Annotated in this window: 12 protein-coding genes; 9 read left to right on the forward strand and 3 right to left on the reverse strand. The window is 75.2% G+C overall.

Going from position 1 to position 15,264, the window contains the following annotated elements; translation table 11 throughout:
* Positions 1-787 precede the first annotated feature (787 nt).
* From FF86_RS40845 to FF86_RS05265, 7 genes are all read left to right on the forward strand, one after another.
* The coding region (locus tag FF86_RS40845) for a tetratricopeptide repeat protein (RefSeq protein ID WP_242418241.1) at positions 788-1,074 on the forward strand (287 nt) is incomplete at its 3' end.
* A gap of 942 nt (positions 1,075-2,016) precedes the next feature.
* The gene (locus FF86_RS05240) at positions 2,017-2,814 is read left to right on the forward strand and encodes a spheroidene monooxygenase (protein ID WP_082121658.1); all 798 of its coding nucleotides are present in this window, start codon (positions 2,017-2,019) and stop codon (positions 2,812-2,814) included.
* A gap of 292 nt (positions 2,815-3,106) precedes the next feature.
* Entirely contained in the window at positions 3,107-5,752 is a 2,646-nt protein-coding gene (locus FF86_RS05245; protein WP_242418214.1) for an FAD-binding oxidoreductase, read from the forward strand.
* A 206-nt stretch (positions 5,753-5,958) separates the two neighbouring features.
* The coding region (locus tag FF86_RS05250; RefSeq protein WP_242418242.1) for a GNAT family N-acetyltransferase at positions 5,959-6,444 on the forward strand (486 nt) is incomplete at its 3' end.
* Between the two features lie 98 nt (positions 6,445-6,542).
* Positions 6,543-7,400 (forward strand): bisanhydrobacterioruberin hydratase CruF, encoded by an 858-nt coding sequence (gene cruF / locus FF86_RS05255; protein ID WP_242418215.1) that lies wholly within the window; start codon positions 6,543-6,545, stop codon positions 7,398-7,400.
* Between the two features lie 62 nt (positions 7,401-7,462).
* Positions 7,463-8,557, forward strand: a complete 1,095-nt coding sequence (locus FF86_RS05260) for a glycosyltransferase family 2 protein (RefSeq protein ID WP_044883677.1) — start codon at positions 7,463-7,465, stop codon at positions 8,555-8,557.
* A gap of 10 nt (positions 8,558-8,567) precedes the next feature.
* Positions 8,568-10,097, forward strand: a complete 1,530-nt coding sequence (locus tag FF86_RS05265) for an NAD(P)/FAD-dependent oxidoreductase (protein ID WP_044883676.1) — start codon at positions 8,568-8,570, stop codon at positions 10,095-10,097.
* Positions 10,098-11,274: 1,177 nt separating this feature from the next.
* Here FF86_RS05265 and FF86_RS05275 read toward each other — a convergent pair.
* Positions 11,275-11,973 (reverse strand): CDP-alcohol phosphatidyltransferase family protein, encoded by a 699-nt coding sequence (locus tag FF86_RS05275; protein WP_044883584.1) that lies wholly within the window; start codon positions 11,971-11,973, stop codon positions 11,275-11,277.
* A gap of 142 nt (positions 11,974-12,115) precedes the next feature.
* Between FF86_RS05275 and FF86_RS05280 the strand changes: the two genes are divergently transcribed.
* Complete coding sequence (locus tag FF86_RS05280; RefSeq protein WP_055406563.1) at positions 12,116-12,364, forward strand: hypothetical protein; 249 nt, start codon at positions 12,116-12,118, stop codon at positions 12,362-12,364.
* A gap of 46 nt (positions 12,365-12,410) precedes the next feature.
* Here FF86_RS05280 and metF read toward each other — a convergent pair.
* Positions 12,411-13,261: methylenetetrahydrofolate reductase [NAD(P)H] (gene metF / locus FF86_RS05285; protein ID WP_242418217.1), on the reverse strand; the 851-nt coding region annotated here is incomplete at its 5' end.
* 157 nt (positions 13,262-13,418) lie between these two features.
* Positions 13,419-14,132: a hypothetical protein gene (locus FF86_RS05290; protein ID WP_044883581.1), complete on the reverse strand. Its 714-nt coding sequence runs from the start codon at positions 14,130-14,132 to the stop codon at positions 13,419-13,421.
* A gap of 2 nt (positions 14,133-14,134) precedes the next feature.
* Between FF86_RS05290 and FF86_RS05295 the strand changes: the two genes are divergently transcribed.
* On the forward strand, positions 14,135-15,259 hold the full coding sequence (locus tag FF86_RS05295) for a polyprenyl synthetase family protein (protein WP_044883580.1): 1,125 nt from the start codon (positions 14,135-14,137) through the stop codon (positions 15,257-15,259).
* The last annotated feature ends 5 nt before the right edge of the window (positions 15,260-15,264 follow it).

Here is a 15,264-nt window from a genome sequence, read left to right on the forward strand (position 1 = left end):
GCACGGCGCCCTCGACGCTGCGAAACCCGATGATCCGCCGATGTTGTCCGGTGAACACCGAGCGGCGCTGAGCCGACTGTTGTACGCCTATCAGGTGATGCTGCGTGAGGCGGTCGACACCTTCAGCCCCGGGCGCGTCCGGACCCTGTCCGCCGACGGGCCGGACGCCGGCTTCGCCGCGCAGGCCGCCGCCCGGTTCGCCCGCGCGGACCTCGCCGAGGTCGTCCGCCAGCCGCTGGTCTGGTTCGGCGGGGAACGCTCGAACCTGCTGGCCCTGGTCGAGCAGGCGCAGGCGGCCGGGCTCGACCAGCCGACCTGGCTGCTCGCCGTCGAGGCGGCGGAGTTCTACGCGTTCGCTGCGCACTGGAGCGACTGGGCGCGCACCCATGTCCTGGGCCTGGCCGCCGCCCGCCGCACGGGGCACCGCCTCGCCGAGGCCGAGCTGCTCACCAGCCTCGGGGAGCGGGAGATCGTCCTGACGTTCGAGGAGGCGTTCTGGCGGTTGGACGCCGCCGGAGCCGACCCCGACGGCGAGCCCGCGGTGGCGGTCACCCAGGGTGCGCTCGAGCGCCTGGCGCTGGCCACGGAACGTTTCGCCCGGGCTCGGGAGATCTTCGCCGGCTTCGGTGCGGAGCTGGGCGAGGCGCGGGCCGTGCGCGGGCTCGCCGACGCCTGCCGCGGCCGCGGCGAGTTCGCCGCGGCACTGGCCCACTTCGAGACCTGCCTGGGGACGATGCGGCGGACCGGGGCCCGCCGCCTCGAGGCGGAGACGCTGGTCGCCCTCGCCATGACCCACGGCGACCGCAGGGAACTCGCCGACGGCATCACCTGCCTGACGATGAGCCTGTCGATCGCCCGGGAGCTCGCCAACCTGCCGCTGGAGGCGCAGGCCCAGCGGCGGCTGGGCGATCTCTACCGCTACCGGGAGCGCCCCGAACAGGCGCTGGCGGCCTACAACGAGAGCCTGCCGCTGCTGGCCGAGCTGCCCGATCCGCTGTGGGAGCCGCGCGTGCTGGTCCGCCGCGGTGACATCCTCGCTCAGCTCGACGACCATCCCGCGGCCCGGCGTTCCTGNCAGCAGGGCATCACGCTGCTACGCCAGCAGGGCTCCCCGGAGCTGGCCGCCGCCGAGGATCGGCTGACCGCACCGGTGACCACCGAGCCGACCCAGTTCACCGGCGGCCGGCTGCTCGGCGCCTTCGAACCGGCCTACTTCATCGCCCGGGTCGCCGCCTCGCGGCGCAGCGTGCGGTTACTGAACACGTGGACGGACCTGGTCGCCGCGCCGCACCGGGACGCCTTCACCGACGCGGTGCTGGCGGCGATCGACGCCGGGGCGATCGTCCAGATCCTGCTGCTCGACCCGGACTCGCCGGCCGCGGCGGCGCGGACGGCCGACCTGTCGCACCGCATCGACGTACCCGCCGAGATCCGGGCGAACCTGCTGGTCCTGGACGGGCTGCGGGAACGGCTCACCCCGGTCCTGCGTCCCCGCCTCGCCGTGCGGCTCTACGCAGAGCAGCCGCTGACGACCTACCACCGCTGGGACTCCGGCGCGCTCGTGTCGAGCTTCCCCGTCGGCTACTCCTCGGCCGCCGCGACCCAGCACGAGGCGACGATCTCCTCGACCCTCGTCCAGTTCGTCGAGCAGCACTTCGAACGGCTGTGGAGCCCGGCGGGCAGCGCCGCCCTGGACGACTACCTGCGCGTGCCGTTGCAGGTCCTCCGGTCGGACGCCGACCCGGTCGACGTGCGCGCCGAGTTCGTCCGGCTCGACGGGGCGGTGTACATCGCCTCCCCGGAGCTGGCCGCCCTGCTGCGCCGCAGCGGCCCGGACGGCCTGGTCGCGGCGGTGGCGGGCAACGGCCGGCACGCGCTGTCCGGCATCGGCCGCGGCCGGGTGGTTCCGCTGCGCGACGACGTCGGCGCCGGAGTTGTGGCGACGGCCTTCACGCAGAAGTACGGGGCCGCGCGCGACGGCCTGCTGCGACTGTCCTCGGTGCGGAGTTGAACGCGATGAGAACTGCGGTCCCGATGAACCCGGCCAACCCTGCCGCCCTGCTGGTGACCGTCGACTTCTGGCGGGTCCCCCGCCGCCGGATAGGCCACGCCCTGGCCCGGGTCGCCGCCGACCGCTCCGCGCTGCGGCACGTCCCCGGGCTGACGTTCGTCAAGCTGCTCGGCACCGGCTCGGCGAGCAGCCTCGGCCTGCGTGGCGCCGACCCCTGCCAGTGGGCGATGGTCGCCGTCTGGGAGACGCCGTCGGCGGCGCGGTCGTTCGAGCGGTCCGCACAGGTGCGGGCCTGGTCGGTGCTGGCCGAGGAACGGTGGCGCATCGACCTGCACCCGCTGTCCTCGCGCGGGCGGTGGTCGCGGCAGGAGCCGTTCGGCGACCCCACGGCCACGGCCGCGCCGACCGCCACCGCCACGGGCACGAAGGTGGCGGTGATCACCCGGGCCCGGGTCGCCCCCCGGCACACGCTCACCTTCCGCCGGGCGGTCCCACCGGTGGTCGCGGACCTCGCTCAGGCCGAGGGGCTGCTGTTCGCGGCCGGGATCGGCGAGGCACCGATCGGGCTGAAGGGGACGTTCAGCCTCTGGCAGGACGCGGCGTCGCTGCGCCGGTTCGCCTACGGCCGGCCGGCGCACAGCGAGGTCGTCCGCCGCACCCCCGAGGTCGGCTGGTACAGCGAGGAGCTGTTCGCGCGGTTCGCGGTGCTCGGCTCCCGCGGCACGCTCGGCGGACGCGATCCGCTGCTGGCCCTGCTCCCCGATCCGACGTTGGCAGGCCCCCCGACGTTGACGACTCGTTGAAGGTCCCGTGCCGGCCTGGCGCCCCGGGCCGGCAACGGATTCGGCGGTTTGACAACCCGTTGACGGACGTCCGCCACGGTGGGGAGGTCCGGCGGCGAACCGGATGAGGCAGCCCGACGAACCGGATGAAGCGAACCGCATGCCGATGCCCCGTGACCAGGCACGTGCCCAGGTGTCCGCAGGCCAGGCACCCTCCGAAGCGACACCCCGCGGTCCAGGACCGCACCCCCCGGTTGTGCGCAGGTCCACCCCCCACCGCCGGATACTGATCGCCACGGCGGTGGGCGCCCGCGTGGCGGACCTGGTCACTCGGGCCGGCAGCGCGGTCCTGCGCCCGGAGCTGGCCGCCCGCCCGGCCGAACTCGCCGACGCGCTGGTCGAGCTGCGCCCGCACACGCTGGTCGTCGGCGCGAACGCGGTCGACGCCACCACCCTGCGACGATGGGCCGCAGCGGTCCGCGCGGGCGGTCCGGTCCCCGCGGGCGGTCCGGTCCCCGCGGGCGGTCCGGTCCCCGTGGGCTCAGCGCGGTCCGACGCCGACCGCGAGCTCCTGCTCGTCCGCCGCGGCACCTCGCTGGCCGCCGTCGACACCGCCGCTGCCGCCCGGCTACGGATCGAGGTGCGCAACACCCCGGAGGTCAACGCCCGCCACGTCGCCCGGTTCATGGTCGACCGGCTGTTCGACCCCGCCGGCGGCGGGGCGGCGTCGCTCGCTCGGGAGCAACCCTCCGCTCGGGAGCAACCCTCCGCCCGAGAGCAGCCCCCTGCCCGAGCGCAGCCCCTCGCCCGAGCGCAGGAGTCACGGCGGCCGGGCATCCTCGGGCTGCTCGGCGCCGGCAACATCAACGGACGGGTGGCCCGGGACGGCGCGGCGCGGGGCTGGCGCCTGGTCGTGCACTCCCCCTCCCTCGTCGCCGATCCCGCGTCGGTAGGCGCCTGGGCGCGCCACCACCGGCTGCCCGCCGACCGGGTGCGGATCGCCCGCACCGTGGAGGAGCTCCTCGAGGCCGCCGACGTGGTCGCCGTCGCCGCGCCGCTCGTCCACGCCGGGCCGTGGGCGACCGTCGGCATGATCGACGAGCGGGAACTCAAGGCGTTCACGGGCGAACGGATCATCTCGGTCAGCGAGCCCGAGGTGTTCGCCCAGCGCGCCCTGCTCGACGCCTACGACCGGCGTGATCTCACGGTCGTCCTGGACAACGCCCCCCGGCTGCTCGCCCCGGTGCGGGAGCTGCTGGCCGCGCGGATCGACGGTGACGGCGGCGCCCTGCGCCCCGGGTTCACCCTGTGCTCCGCGGCGATGCGCTCCGACGCCTGCGACGACGACCTGGATCAGGCCATGCTCGCCGTGGTCGGCCGGGCGGACCTGGACGAGCTGACCGGCGCCGACCTGCTCGGACCACAACTCGATCATCCCGGCGCGGGCCGGGGCACCGACCGCCGAGTCGACGAGGACCCGGCACCTGACGATCCCGCCGCGGACGGCCACGGCGTGGTGGTCGTCGGCGGCGGGATCGTCGGACTCACCGTCGCGCTGTTGCTGCGGCTGCGGGGGTATCGCCGGATCCGGGTGCTCGATGCTGCGCCGGCGGATCGCGCGGATCCGGACCGGCAGGGCACGACGTTCGGGGGGGCCAACGCGCGGCACCTGTCGGCGACCGAGACCCTGCCCCCGACGGACGCGGGCCGGGCCGGCATCCTCGAGCGCGGCCCGGCGGACGGCGGCTGGCGGCTGCGCGACCCCGCCTCCCTGAGCGCGGCCGAGCTCGCCTGGTCAGAGGCGCTCGACCGGGGCACCGACCGGCCGGGCCTGCACGCGACGACCCAGGAGCTGGTGATCGCTCTCAACCGGCTGGGGCTGCGCGGCTGGGAGCGCCTGTTCGCCGTCGACGGCGCGGGCTGGCTGGCCGGCCTGCGCCGGGACGCCCGGCTGGCCCGGATCTACCTCGGTGCCGCCGACCTCGCCGCGGGCGAACGGCTTCAGCGCGCGGCCGACACCGGCGCCGTCCGCCTGCCCGGTGAGGCGCTGGCCCGGGACTGGCCGGGCCTGGGCACCTCGGTGCCGCTGCCAAGCGGCGTGCGGGAGATCGCGGGCGCGGTCGAGGTGGACGGCTACGCCGTCAACATCCACGATCTGGCGACGGCGCTGGCCAGCCGGCTCACCGACCTCGGCGTCGAGGTGCGCGCCGGCGTCCGGGTGCGCGGGCTCGACCCCGGCCGCGGCCCCGGCACGAACAGCGCCGCCTGGGCCGGGAGCGGCCCGGCCGGGCGGCCGGAACCGGCGGGGCAACCAGAACCGGCGGTGCGGCTGCGTCTCGACGACGGCTCGGTGCTGCCGGCGGATCACGTCGTGATCACCACCGGGGGCCGTGACCTGGACCGGCTGCTCGGCGCCGCCTGGCCCGGGGCCGGCGCGGTGGCGCATCTGCTCGGCCTGTCGCTGACCCTGCCGAACCCCGGGCTGCGCCGCCCAGCGAAGATCCACGCCGGCGATCCCCTCGGCGTGATCAACGTCTCCCTGTCCCCCGACGGCACGTTCATCCACGTCAGTGGCGGCTTCGGCTACCTGGGCCTGGCCGAGCGCCAGTCCGCGGCGGCGGGGATCGCGGGGCTGCGGGACGTCGCCGAACGGGCCATCGCCGGCCTGTTTCCGGCGCTGCAGCGGGCCGACGGCAGCCCTGACGTGCGCGACGTGCGCGTATGCGAACGTCCGACCACCCCCGACGGACTCCCCCTCGTCACCGCACTACCGGGCCACGCCGGCCGGGTCCTGGTGGCCGCGGGGACGAACGCGGGCGGCGCGGTGCAGGCGCCGGCCGTCGCCCTCCTGGTCGCGGACCTGCTCGACGACGCTCCCCGCTGCGCGGGCCTCGCGATGGCGGCCGACCGGATCGGCCTCCCACACATCCCGGAAAAAATGCTCTGCGCATCAGAGTAATGACGTTACGTGGCAGGCACTCCCGTCGCCCGGCGCGCCCCGCAACTGGCGCGTTATCGTCGAGCAACGTGTTGGTGTGCCCCGACCTCCTGGCTCGCCAGACCCGTTCGCGGGACCAGGTCGACGCGCCGAGGGACGGACAGGAGGCGACGCCGGTGACCGACGGGGACGGGGACGTGAGCGTGGTCCGCTGGCCGCCCAGCCGCATGCGGGCCCGGCTCGACGATGTGATCGCCGTCTACAAGGCCGCGTTCCTCGATCACCACGAGGCCGACCCCGTCCGGGCCGCCCGGGACCGGGCCCTGCACGCGCGTCGCCACTTCGACCGCCGTGACCTGCTCGCCGTCGCCGCCGTCACCCCCGACGACACCCTCGTCGGCATCACCTACGCGCTGCCCGGCCAGCCCGGCCAGTGGTGGCACGACGTCGTCGTGGACGCGCTTGCGGCGGCCTCGGCAGCCACGGCGGCGCACTGGCTCGACGACTGCCTCGAGATCGTCGAGCTGCACGTGCTGCCCTCCTACCAGGGCCGCACGATCGGCCGTCAGTTGCTGCGGGAGCTGCTGCGGGACGTCCCGCAGCGGACCGCGGCGCTGTCCGCGCTTGAACCCGCCGGCAGCCGGGCACGCCGGTTGTATGCCAGCGAGGGATTCGTCCCGCTGCTGTCGGACTTCCAGTTCCCCGGGACGCTCNCCCCCTACGCGGTGCTCGGCAAGGAGCTGCGGGGTCCGTCGGCCGCCAGCCCCGCCGGCGAGCTCGCCGGCGACGCCGACCAGCCGGAACCCGTGCGGTGACCCTCCGCGGCCCGGCGTCCACGGCGCTCGGGTCGGCCCGGCCCGTACGCCGGAGCATCCCCGGCAAACCGCCCGGGCACCGGGCACCGGTCTGGGGATGGATTCCCGCGCTGGCCACGGTGGCGGTGCAGATCCCCTACCCGCTCGTCGGCGGTGCCGGGCGCAGCGCGCTGGCCGTCGCGACGGTCCTGCTCTTCTTTGCCGCGTCGACGGCGCACGCCCTGGCCACCCGCGGTCCGCTCTGGACCGCCGGCTTCCTCGCCGTGACCGTCGGTGGGGGGCTCGCCGTGGAGACGGTCGGGGTTCACACCGGCGTCCCGTTCGGCCGCTATGACTATGCCGGCTCGCTCGGCCCCCGCCTGTGCGGCGTCGCCGTCGTGGTGCCGCTGGCCTGGGCGATGATGGCCTATCCCACCTACGTCCTGGTACGGCGGCACCGGCGCGCCCCGGTCCGCGCCGCCGTGCTCGGCGGCCTGGTGCTGGCCACCTGGGATCTGTTCCTCGACCCTCAGATGGTCACCGCCGGGCACTGGCACTGGCTCGGCGGCGGTCCGGCGCTCAACGGGATCCCGCTGACGAACTTCCTCGGCTGGCTGCTGGTCGGCACCATCATGACCGCGACCCTGCTCGCGCTGCCCGACCCGACGCGCCGTGCCCACCGCGACGAGCGCATCCCGCTGGCCCTGCTGGCCTGGACCTACCTGTCGTCGGTGCTGGCGAACCTCGTCTTCTTCGGTGAGCCCGGCGTCGCGGTCACCGGCGGGGTCGCGATGGGAGCGGTGCTGGCCGTGGCGCTGCGGCCCTGGCGCGCCGACCGCAGAGCGGACGATCCCGGGCGGTGGGGGTGGCGGTGACGGCGGTGCGAGCCGGAGCGGCGGTGCGAGCCGGAGTGGTGCGGACGGCGGCGTTGGCGTCCATGGGTATCGCGGCGCACGCGGCGGTGAACGCCCGGCTGCTGCGTGTGGCGCCGCCGGCCCGGCCGGTGCCGGAGCGGGTGTCCGTGATCCTGCCGGTCCGAGACGAGGCCGCCCGCCTGGACGGCTGTCTGGCGGCCCTGCTGGCCGCGCGGGACGTGCCCGAGCTGGAGATCGTCGTCTACGACGACGCCTCCACCGACGCCACCGGGCGGATCCTGGCCGGCTGGGCGCGGCGCGACGGGCGGATCGTCCCGCTGCGCGGCGCCGGCCCACCGCCCGGCTGGCTGGGCAAGCCGTACGCCTGCGCCGGGGCCGCGGCCGCCGCGACCGGCACCGTGCTGGTCTTCGTCGACGCCGACGTGATCATCGCCGCCGACGGGCTGGCCCGGGCCGTTGCGCTGCTGCGCGACAGCGGGCTGGACCTGGTCTCGCCGTATCCGCGCCAGGTCGCGGCGAGCCCGGCGGAGCGGCTCGTCCAGCCGCTGCTGACCTGGTCATGGCTGGCCCTGCTGCCGCTGCGCGCGGCCGAGCGGTCCCCGCGGCCGTCGCTGGCCGCGGCCGGCGGCCAGTTCCTGTGCGTGGACGCGGCGGCGTACCGCCGGGCCGGGGGGCACGCCGGGGTCCGCGACCAGATCCTCGAGGACATCGCCCTGCTGCGGGCCGTGAAGCGCTTCGGGGGGCGCGGGGTGATCGTCGACGGCACCTCCCTGGCGACCAACCGGATGTATGTCGGCTGGGCCGAGCTGCGCGACGGCTACGCCAAGTCGTTGGCCGCCGCCGGCGGCAGCCCGGCGGCCAGCGCCGCGCAGGTCGGCCTGCTGTGGTGGCTGTTCGTCCTGCCTGCCGCCGCGGCGGCGCGCGGCTCCCGCGCCGGACTGGCCGGCTACCTCGCCGGGGTCGCCGGCCGGGTGGTCGCCGCCCGGCGCACCGGGGGGCGGAGCTGGCCGGACGCCGCCGCCCATCCGGTCTCGGTCGGCCTGCTGGGATACCTGACGGCGCTGTCGTGGTGGCGGCGGCGGCGTGGCACCGCGGCCTGGAAGGGCCGACCGGTCACGGCACCCCCGCGGCGGCGCGGCCCGCGGGCCGGCTCGTAGAGTCGACGCCGTGGCCCGGGTGGTAGTGATCGGCGCCGGGGTGGGCGGGCTCGCCGCCGCGGCCCGCCTGGCCGCCGCGGGGCATGATGTCACCGTCTGCGAGCAGTCGTCGCGGATCGGCGGGAAGCTCGGCTGGTACGAGCGGGACGGCTACGGCTTCGACACCGGGCCGTCCCTGCTGACCATGCCCGCCGTGTTCGAGGATCTGTTCGCCGCGACCGGCGGGCCGTTGCGCGCCGAGCTGGACCTTCGCCGCCTCGACCCGATCGCCTCCTACCGGTTCGCCGACGGCACGACGCTGGCCGCGCACGCGGACGACGACGCCTTCGCCGCCGAGCTCGACGAACGCCTCGGCGGCGGCGCCGGCGGTGACTGGCGGCACCTGGCCGACCGGGCCGCGCGGATCTTCGACGCCGCCGAGGAGCCGTTCCTGTCCAGCCCGGTGCGCGCCGCCGGGCTCGCCCGGCTGGCCTGGGCCTCACCCGGAGACGTCGCGGCGGTCGCCCCCGGCCGCAGCCTGCGCGGCCTGGGCCGCAGCTACCTGCGCGACCCGCGCCTGCGGATGGTGCTGGACCGCTACGCGACCTACTCCGGCTCCGATCCCCGGCGCGCCCCGGCCGCCCTGGTGTCGGTGGTGCACGCCGAACGCCGCTTCGGCGGCTGGTACGTGCCGGGCGGGCTGCGCCGGCTCGGCGAGGCGATCGCGCGGCGCGCCGAGGACCGCGGGGCCCGGATCCTGGTCGACACCCGGGTGCTGAAAGTGACCCGCACGCCCGGTGGCCGGGTCGACGGGGTGCGACTCGCCGACGGCCTCCTGCTGCCCGCCGACGTCGTCGTCGCGAACGTCGACGCGGCATCGCTCTACGGCCGGCAGGCGCACGGCCTGCCGGTGGACGGCCGGCTGGTGGACGACCGGACCGGGCGGCGCCACGTCCGGCGGGCCACCCCGTCGATGTCCGGGTTCGTGCTGCTGCTGGCCCTGTCCGGCGGCACGCCGGGGCTGGGCCACCACACGGTCACCTTCCCGGCGGACTACGACGGCGAGTTCGACGCGGTGTTCGGCGGGCGCCTTGCCGACGACCCGGCGGTCTACATCGCCGCCCCGGCGGACCCGGCCTGCGCGCCGCCGGGCGGCGAGGCATGGTTCGTCCTCGTCAACGCCGCGCCGCACGCCGCAGCACACGCCCCGGCGGCGGGGCGGCCCGGCGCACGCGGGCTGGACTGGGACAAGCCCGGCCTGGCGGACGGGTATGCCCGGCACATCCTGGACATTCTCGCCGCCCGCGGGTTCGACGTGCGGTCCCGACTGCGGTGGTACGAGACGATCACCCCGGCGGACCTGGAGCGGCGCACCAGCTCGGTGGGGGGGTCGATCTACGGCGGGTCGTCGAACGGAGCCCGGGCGGCGTTCCTGCGGCCGCCGAACGCCGCCCGGGTGCCGGGGCTGTTCCTCGTCGGCGGGTCCACCCACCCGGGCGGCGGCCTGCCGCTGGTCGTACTGTCCGCCGGCATCGTCGCCGGGCTCGTCGGGCCGGCCTGACCGCCCCGACTCACCCGGCGCCCGCGGCCTACAACCCGGCGCGGACCAGCGTCACCGAAGTGACGCCGGAGACGTACCGGCCGCCCTTGGTGTCGCCGGGAGCGGTCAGCCGGGGTCCCTCCTTCGCCAGCGACACGCCGTCCTGGGTGACGGCGAGCAGCGCCTCGGTGCCGGCGAAGCCGGGGTCGATCTCGCCCCACGAGACGACCGACTCGTAGCCGTCGCTGGCGTGGACGACCGCGGCGTAGCGCAGCGCGTCGTTCTTCACGTCGCTGCGGAACGCCGGCTTCGCCGCCTGCAGGACGTCGTAGAGCAGGGGGCCGGTGTAGGTGTGGGTCTGCGGGCCCGCCCNGCTCTGGAAGGTCACCGTCTGGGTGTGCTGCGGGTACTTCGCGGCGAGGTCGGCGACGGTCAGCAGTTGCGGGTGCGCGATCCGACCGAGGAACAGCACCTGACCCGGCGGCAGAGTGGGAACGGGATGCGGGATCGCCTTGGCCGGCGCCGCAGCCGGGGTGGCAGCCGGGGTGGCAGCCGGGGTGGCAGCCTCGGCCCGCCAGGTCGGCAGCAGGCTGACGACGAGGATCGCGGCCAGGGCCAGAACGATCGCGACGACACGCGGACGGGACATTCTGCGGGCGAGGTACGACACCATTTCCCCGAATCTTTCGTGGCTACGGAGTCCGCCGGTCACGCGGCCGCGGCCCGCGGCCGATCGGCGACTGTGTGGATGGCCAGATCGTAGCGATGAATCCGCAGATCTGGGCAGAAAACCAAGAAGAATCCGCGAATGCGGATCATCTTGCCGGTTTCTCGCGCGTCCGCCTGCAGCGGTCCGGCCCTGTTCGGCCGCAGGCGGGACGGCGACCACCACCGGAAGGGACGAAGGAGCAACCCACGGTCAACCGCGACCGCCCAGATCTTCCGAGCCCCGCCGGTCGGACGACAGTCAAAACCGTCCGCACACTGAACAGATCTCCCGCATACGGTCTGCGCCCACGCGACCGCGGACTCAGGCGCCGCTCGGGCAAGAAGAAATGGACGGGGATCGGTACGGGCCGAGGAGCCGCCCGCACGCGAGGCCCAGTTCCTTAGGGATCACCATGATTGTCAGAGTCGGGACCGCACCTGGGTTAGCCGACGACTACCTGAAGTCAATGAGCGACGCGGAATCACCCGGCTAGTCACGGGGTGGGGGCGCGCCCAGCAGTGCGGCACGCAACGTCACCAGGAGCTGGCCGAGGCCGACCACGCACACCGCGAACGTCGCGCCCGCCGCCACCGTCCCGGCGAAACGGGCCAGGTCAGGGATGATGCCGGCCCCCGCCAGTCCGAACGCGGCGATGATGAGCCGCGTCGGCCGCTCGCCGACCGTCACGACGCCGATCTCTCCGAAGCCGGCGTTGCCGGCTCGCGCCCGGGTGTACTCCAGCAGCCCCAGTGCGCACCCGGCGGCGACGAGCAGACCGCCCGGCGCCCCGACGTACCACAGAGCGACCAGGTACAGCGCGTCGCCGCAGCGGTCGGCGACCGAGTCCAGCACGTAGCCCCAGGCACTCGCCCGATCGGTCAGCACGGCCACGGCTCCATCGAGGCTGTCGGCCACGCCTCCGAGCAGCATCACCACCACCGCCAGCAACGGCCAGCGGCCCCCGGCAGCGGCGGCCGGCAGCGCGAGCACCGTGACCGCCACCCCCGCCGCGGTCACCGCCGACGGCGGCACCCGGCGGGCGGCCAGCGGGCTCGCGGCCCGGTGGACCAACGTCAGCCAGGCACGCACCAGCCACAGCCCGCCCAGCGGGTCGTAGCCGCCGTGCAGGGCCGACCAGCGCGCGAGATAGGTGTCGCGGTCGGGTACCGGGGTGCGCACACCATCCATCGTGCCCGGGACATCCACCGTGCCCGGGACATCATCATGCCCGGGACGTAGAGTCGCGTGGACTGCCACCGCGGGCCACGGCCACGTCGGCCGGTGGGAGCGGACGGACGAGGCCAGGCCGGCCCCGCCAGGCGGGAGTGACGTGACCGAGCAGGTAAGCGGCGTGGTGGAGAGCCTCGACGACCTCGACCCGCGGGTGGTCTTCGCCCCCCACCGCCATCAGGTGATCCTCGCGGTGCGGATCACTCCGGTCTTCAACACCCTCGACCTCGGCCTCGTGGCGGCGGTGATCGACACCGCCAACCAGGCCGGGTTCGCGCTGGTGCGCGAGCAGACCTTCCGCGACGAATGGCTGCTGTGCGTGTTCGACGCCTACGACGACATCGAGTAGGCGCGGCCCGGCCGCCGGGCGGCACCGGCGGGGATGCGGCGCCCGCCTACCGGACCGCCTCGAAGATCTCCCGCGTGACGCTGGACCGGTTGAGGGTGATGAAGTGCAGGCCGGGCGCCCCGCCGTCGAGCAGGCGGCGGGACAGCTCCGTCGCCACCTCGAGGCCGACCGCCCGCACCGCCGCCGGGTCGTCCGCGACGGCCTGCAGTCGGGCGGCCAGCACGGGCGGGAAGGCGGCGCCGGACAACTGCGCCATCCGGACTATCTGGGCCACGTTCGTCACCGGCATGATCCCGGGAATGATCGGCTTGTCGCAGCCCAGCGCGCGGACCCGCTCGACCAGCCGGAAGTAGTCGTCGGCACCGAAGAAGAACTGGGTGATGGCGTAGTCGGCCCCGGCGTCGAACTTGCCCACCAGGTACCGGGCGTCGGTGTCGAAGTCGGGCGAGCGGGGGTGCTTGTCCGGGAAGGCCGCCACCCCGACGCAGAAGTCCCCCACCGACTTCACCAGCCGCACGAGCTCGTCGGCGTGCTCCAGGCCCTGCGGGTGGGCCGTCCAGGTGCCCTGCGGGTCGCCGGGCGGGTCGCCGCGCAGCGCGATCACGTTGCGCACGCCCGCGCCCGCATAGTTGCCGATCACCTGACGCAGCTCGGCGACGGAGTGGTTGACCGCGGTGAGGTGGGCGATCGGCGTGAGGGTGGTGTCGGTGGCGATCCGCTCGGTCACCCGGATCGTGCCCTCACGGGTCGAGCCGCCGGCGCCGTAGGTCACCGACACGAAGGAGGGGCGCAGCGCCTCGATCCGGCGCAGAGCGGTCCACAGGTGACGCTCGCCCTCGGGCGTCCGGGGCGGGAAGAACTCGAACGAGAACGAGGGACGTCCGGAGGCGAGAAACTNCCCCATCGTCGCCGGTTTCGCGCTCACACTCCGAACCGCCGTCATGCGACGAGAGTAGACCGGCGCGGACCTCGGCCGGGGACGTACCCCCGGGCCGGAAACACGCGTGACCGCCACGCGACATCAACGGACAGCATCAGGAACCTACGGGCAGCATCAGATCGGCAGCGGCCCCAGCGGGGCGGTCAGGCCGATGCGAACCCGGCCGGCGACGGTGCGGGCCACCACCCGCCGCGTGGCCCCCGGCGTCGGTGGCAGCGCCACGTCGACCGCGCTGGGATCGCCCGTCTCGACCTCCACCGCGTACCCGCCGTCGGGGAGCATGACCGTCAGAAGACCCGACTCGGTGTGCGCATGGACGGCGTCCGGCGGCTGGTCGAAGTGCAGGTTGACGTCCCCGCCCCGGCTGCGGGCGGCGACCGGGCCGGCGCCGAGCTCGCGGCCGGCGATCGTGCCGTCGCGGGTGACCAGCGACAGCTCCCCGCGCACGCCCCACAGGGTGATCTCGCCGGCGAGCACCTCGGCCCGCACCCGGGTGCCGGGCGGCACGGCCAGCCTGACCCGCACGTCGCTGCGCCGCCCGTCGACCCGCAACACCGACCCGGCGGTGGTCACCGCGGGGCTCGACCGGCCGGGCCGGCGCCGCACCGTGAGGTCGACACGCACGTCCGAGCGATCACGTTCGGCGACCTCGACCCGGCCCGCGGCCACCATGACCTCGACGGCGTCTATACCGTCGACGGTGTGAACCAGCTCGGCGGGTGGCATCCGCAACAGGGACAGACCGCCCACCGCGGCGGCCAGCAGCACGATGGCGATCACCAGGATGGCGGTGTCGAACACGGGCACACCGCACGGTACCCCGGTCACCGATGACCGATGTCCGGCCGCGGGTCTCCGCCGTGCTGCGCCGGTTCGCCGACGCTCGGGGGGCGGCGCTGCGCGACATCGACGCCGATCTCGACCCGTTCGTCCGAATCGCCGAGGACGTGCTGCTCAGCGAGGGCAAGCGGGTGCGGCCCGCGTTCTGCTACTGGGGCTGGCGGGGTGCCGGCGGGCCGGACTGCGACGAGATCGTGACGGCCGCCGCATCCCTGGAGGTGCTACACGCCTGTGCGCTGGTGCACGACGACGTGATGGACGGCTCGGAACTGCGTCGCGGTGAGCCGAGCGCCCATCGCCGCCTGACCGGGATGCACCGCCGGGCCCGGCTCGGCGGCGATCCGGAAACCTTCGGCCGCTCGGCGGCGATCCTGCTCGGCGACCTGTTCCTGACCTGGGCGGACGATCTGCTGATGGCCAGCGGGCTGACTCCCGGCGCCCTGGCGCGGGCCTGGCCGACGTACGCGCGGATGCGCGGCGAGCTCGTCGCCGGCCAGTACCTCGATCTCGCCAGCCAGGTGGGCGCCGCGACCAGCCAGGTGGGCGCCGAGAGCGCCGAGACCAGCCAGGCAGGCGCCGAGCGGCCGAGCACCGGGCCGCCGCGCGGCCTCGATCCGGCGCGGGTCGCGCGGATCGCCCGGTACAAGACCGCCGGCTACACGGTGGTCCGACCGTTGCAGCTCGGCGCCCTGCTTGCCGGGACCCGCCCCGGCCTGCTGGAGACCTACGCGGCGTTCGGTCACCCGCTTGGTGAGGCGTTCCAGCTCCGCGACGACATCCTCGGGGTGTTCGGCGACCCGGCGGTGACCGGCAAGCCCGCCGGGCAGGACCTGCGCGACGGCCGGCCCAACGGGCTGCTCGCGCTGGCCCTGCGCCAGGCGCGGCCGGCGGCGGCAGCCCGGCTGCGCGACCTCGTCGGTCGGCCGACACGACCCGGCGCGGTCGAGGAGGCGCGCGAGCTGATTGCCGCCAGCGGCGCGCCGGCCGCGGCCGAAGAGCGGATCGCCGCGCGCACCGCGCAGGCCCTGGCCGTCCTGGAACGCTTCGACCTCGACGACACCACCCGCGGCGCACTGGTGGAGCTCGCGACCGCGGCCACGGTGCGGGCACAGTGACGCGT

Source organism: Frankia sp. CpI1-P, assembly GCF_001421075.1.
Taxonomy (GTDB): Bacteria; Actinomycetota; Actinomycetes; order Frankiales; family Frankiaceae; genus Frankia; species Frankia torreyi.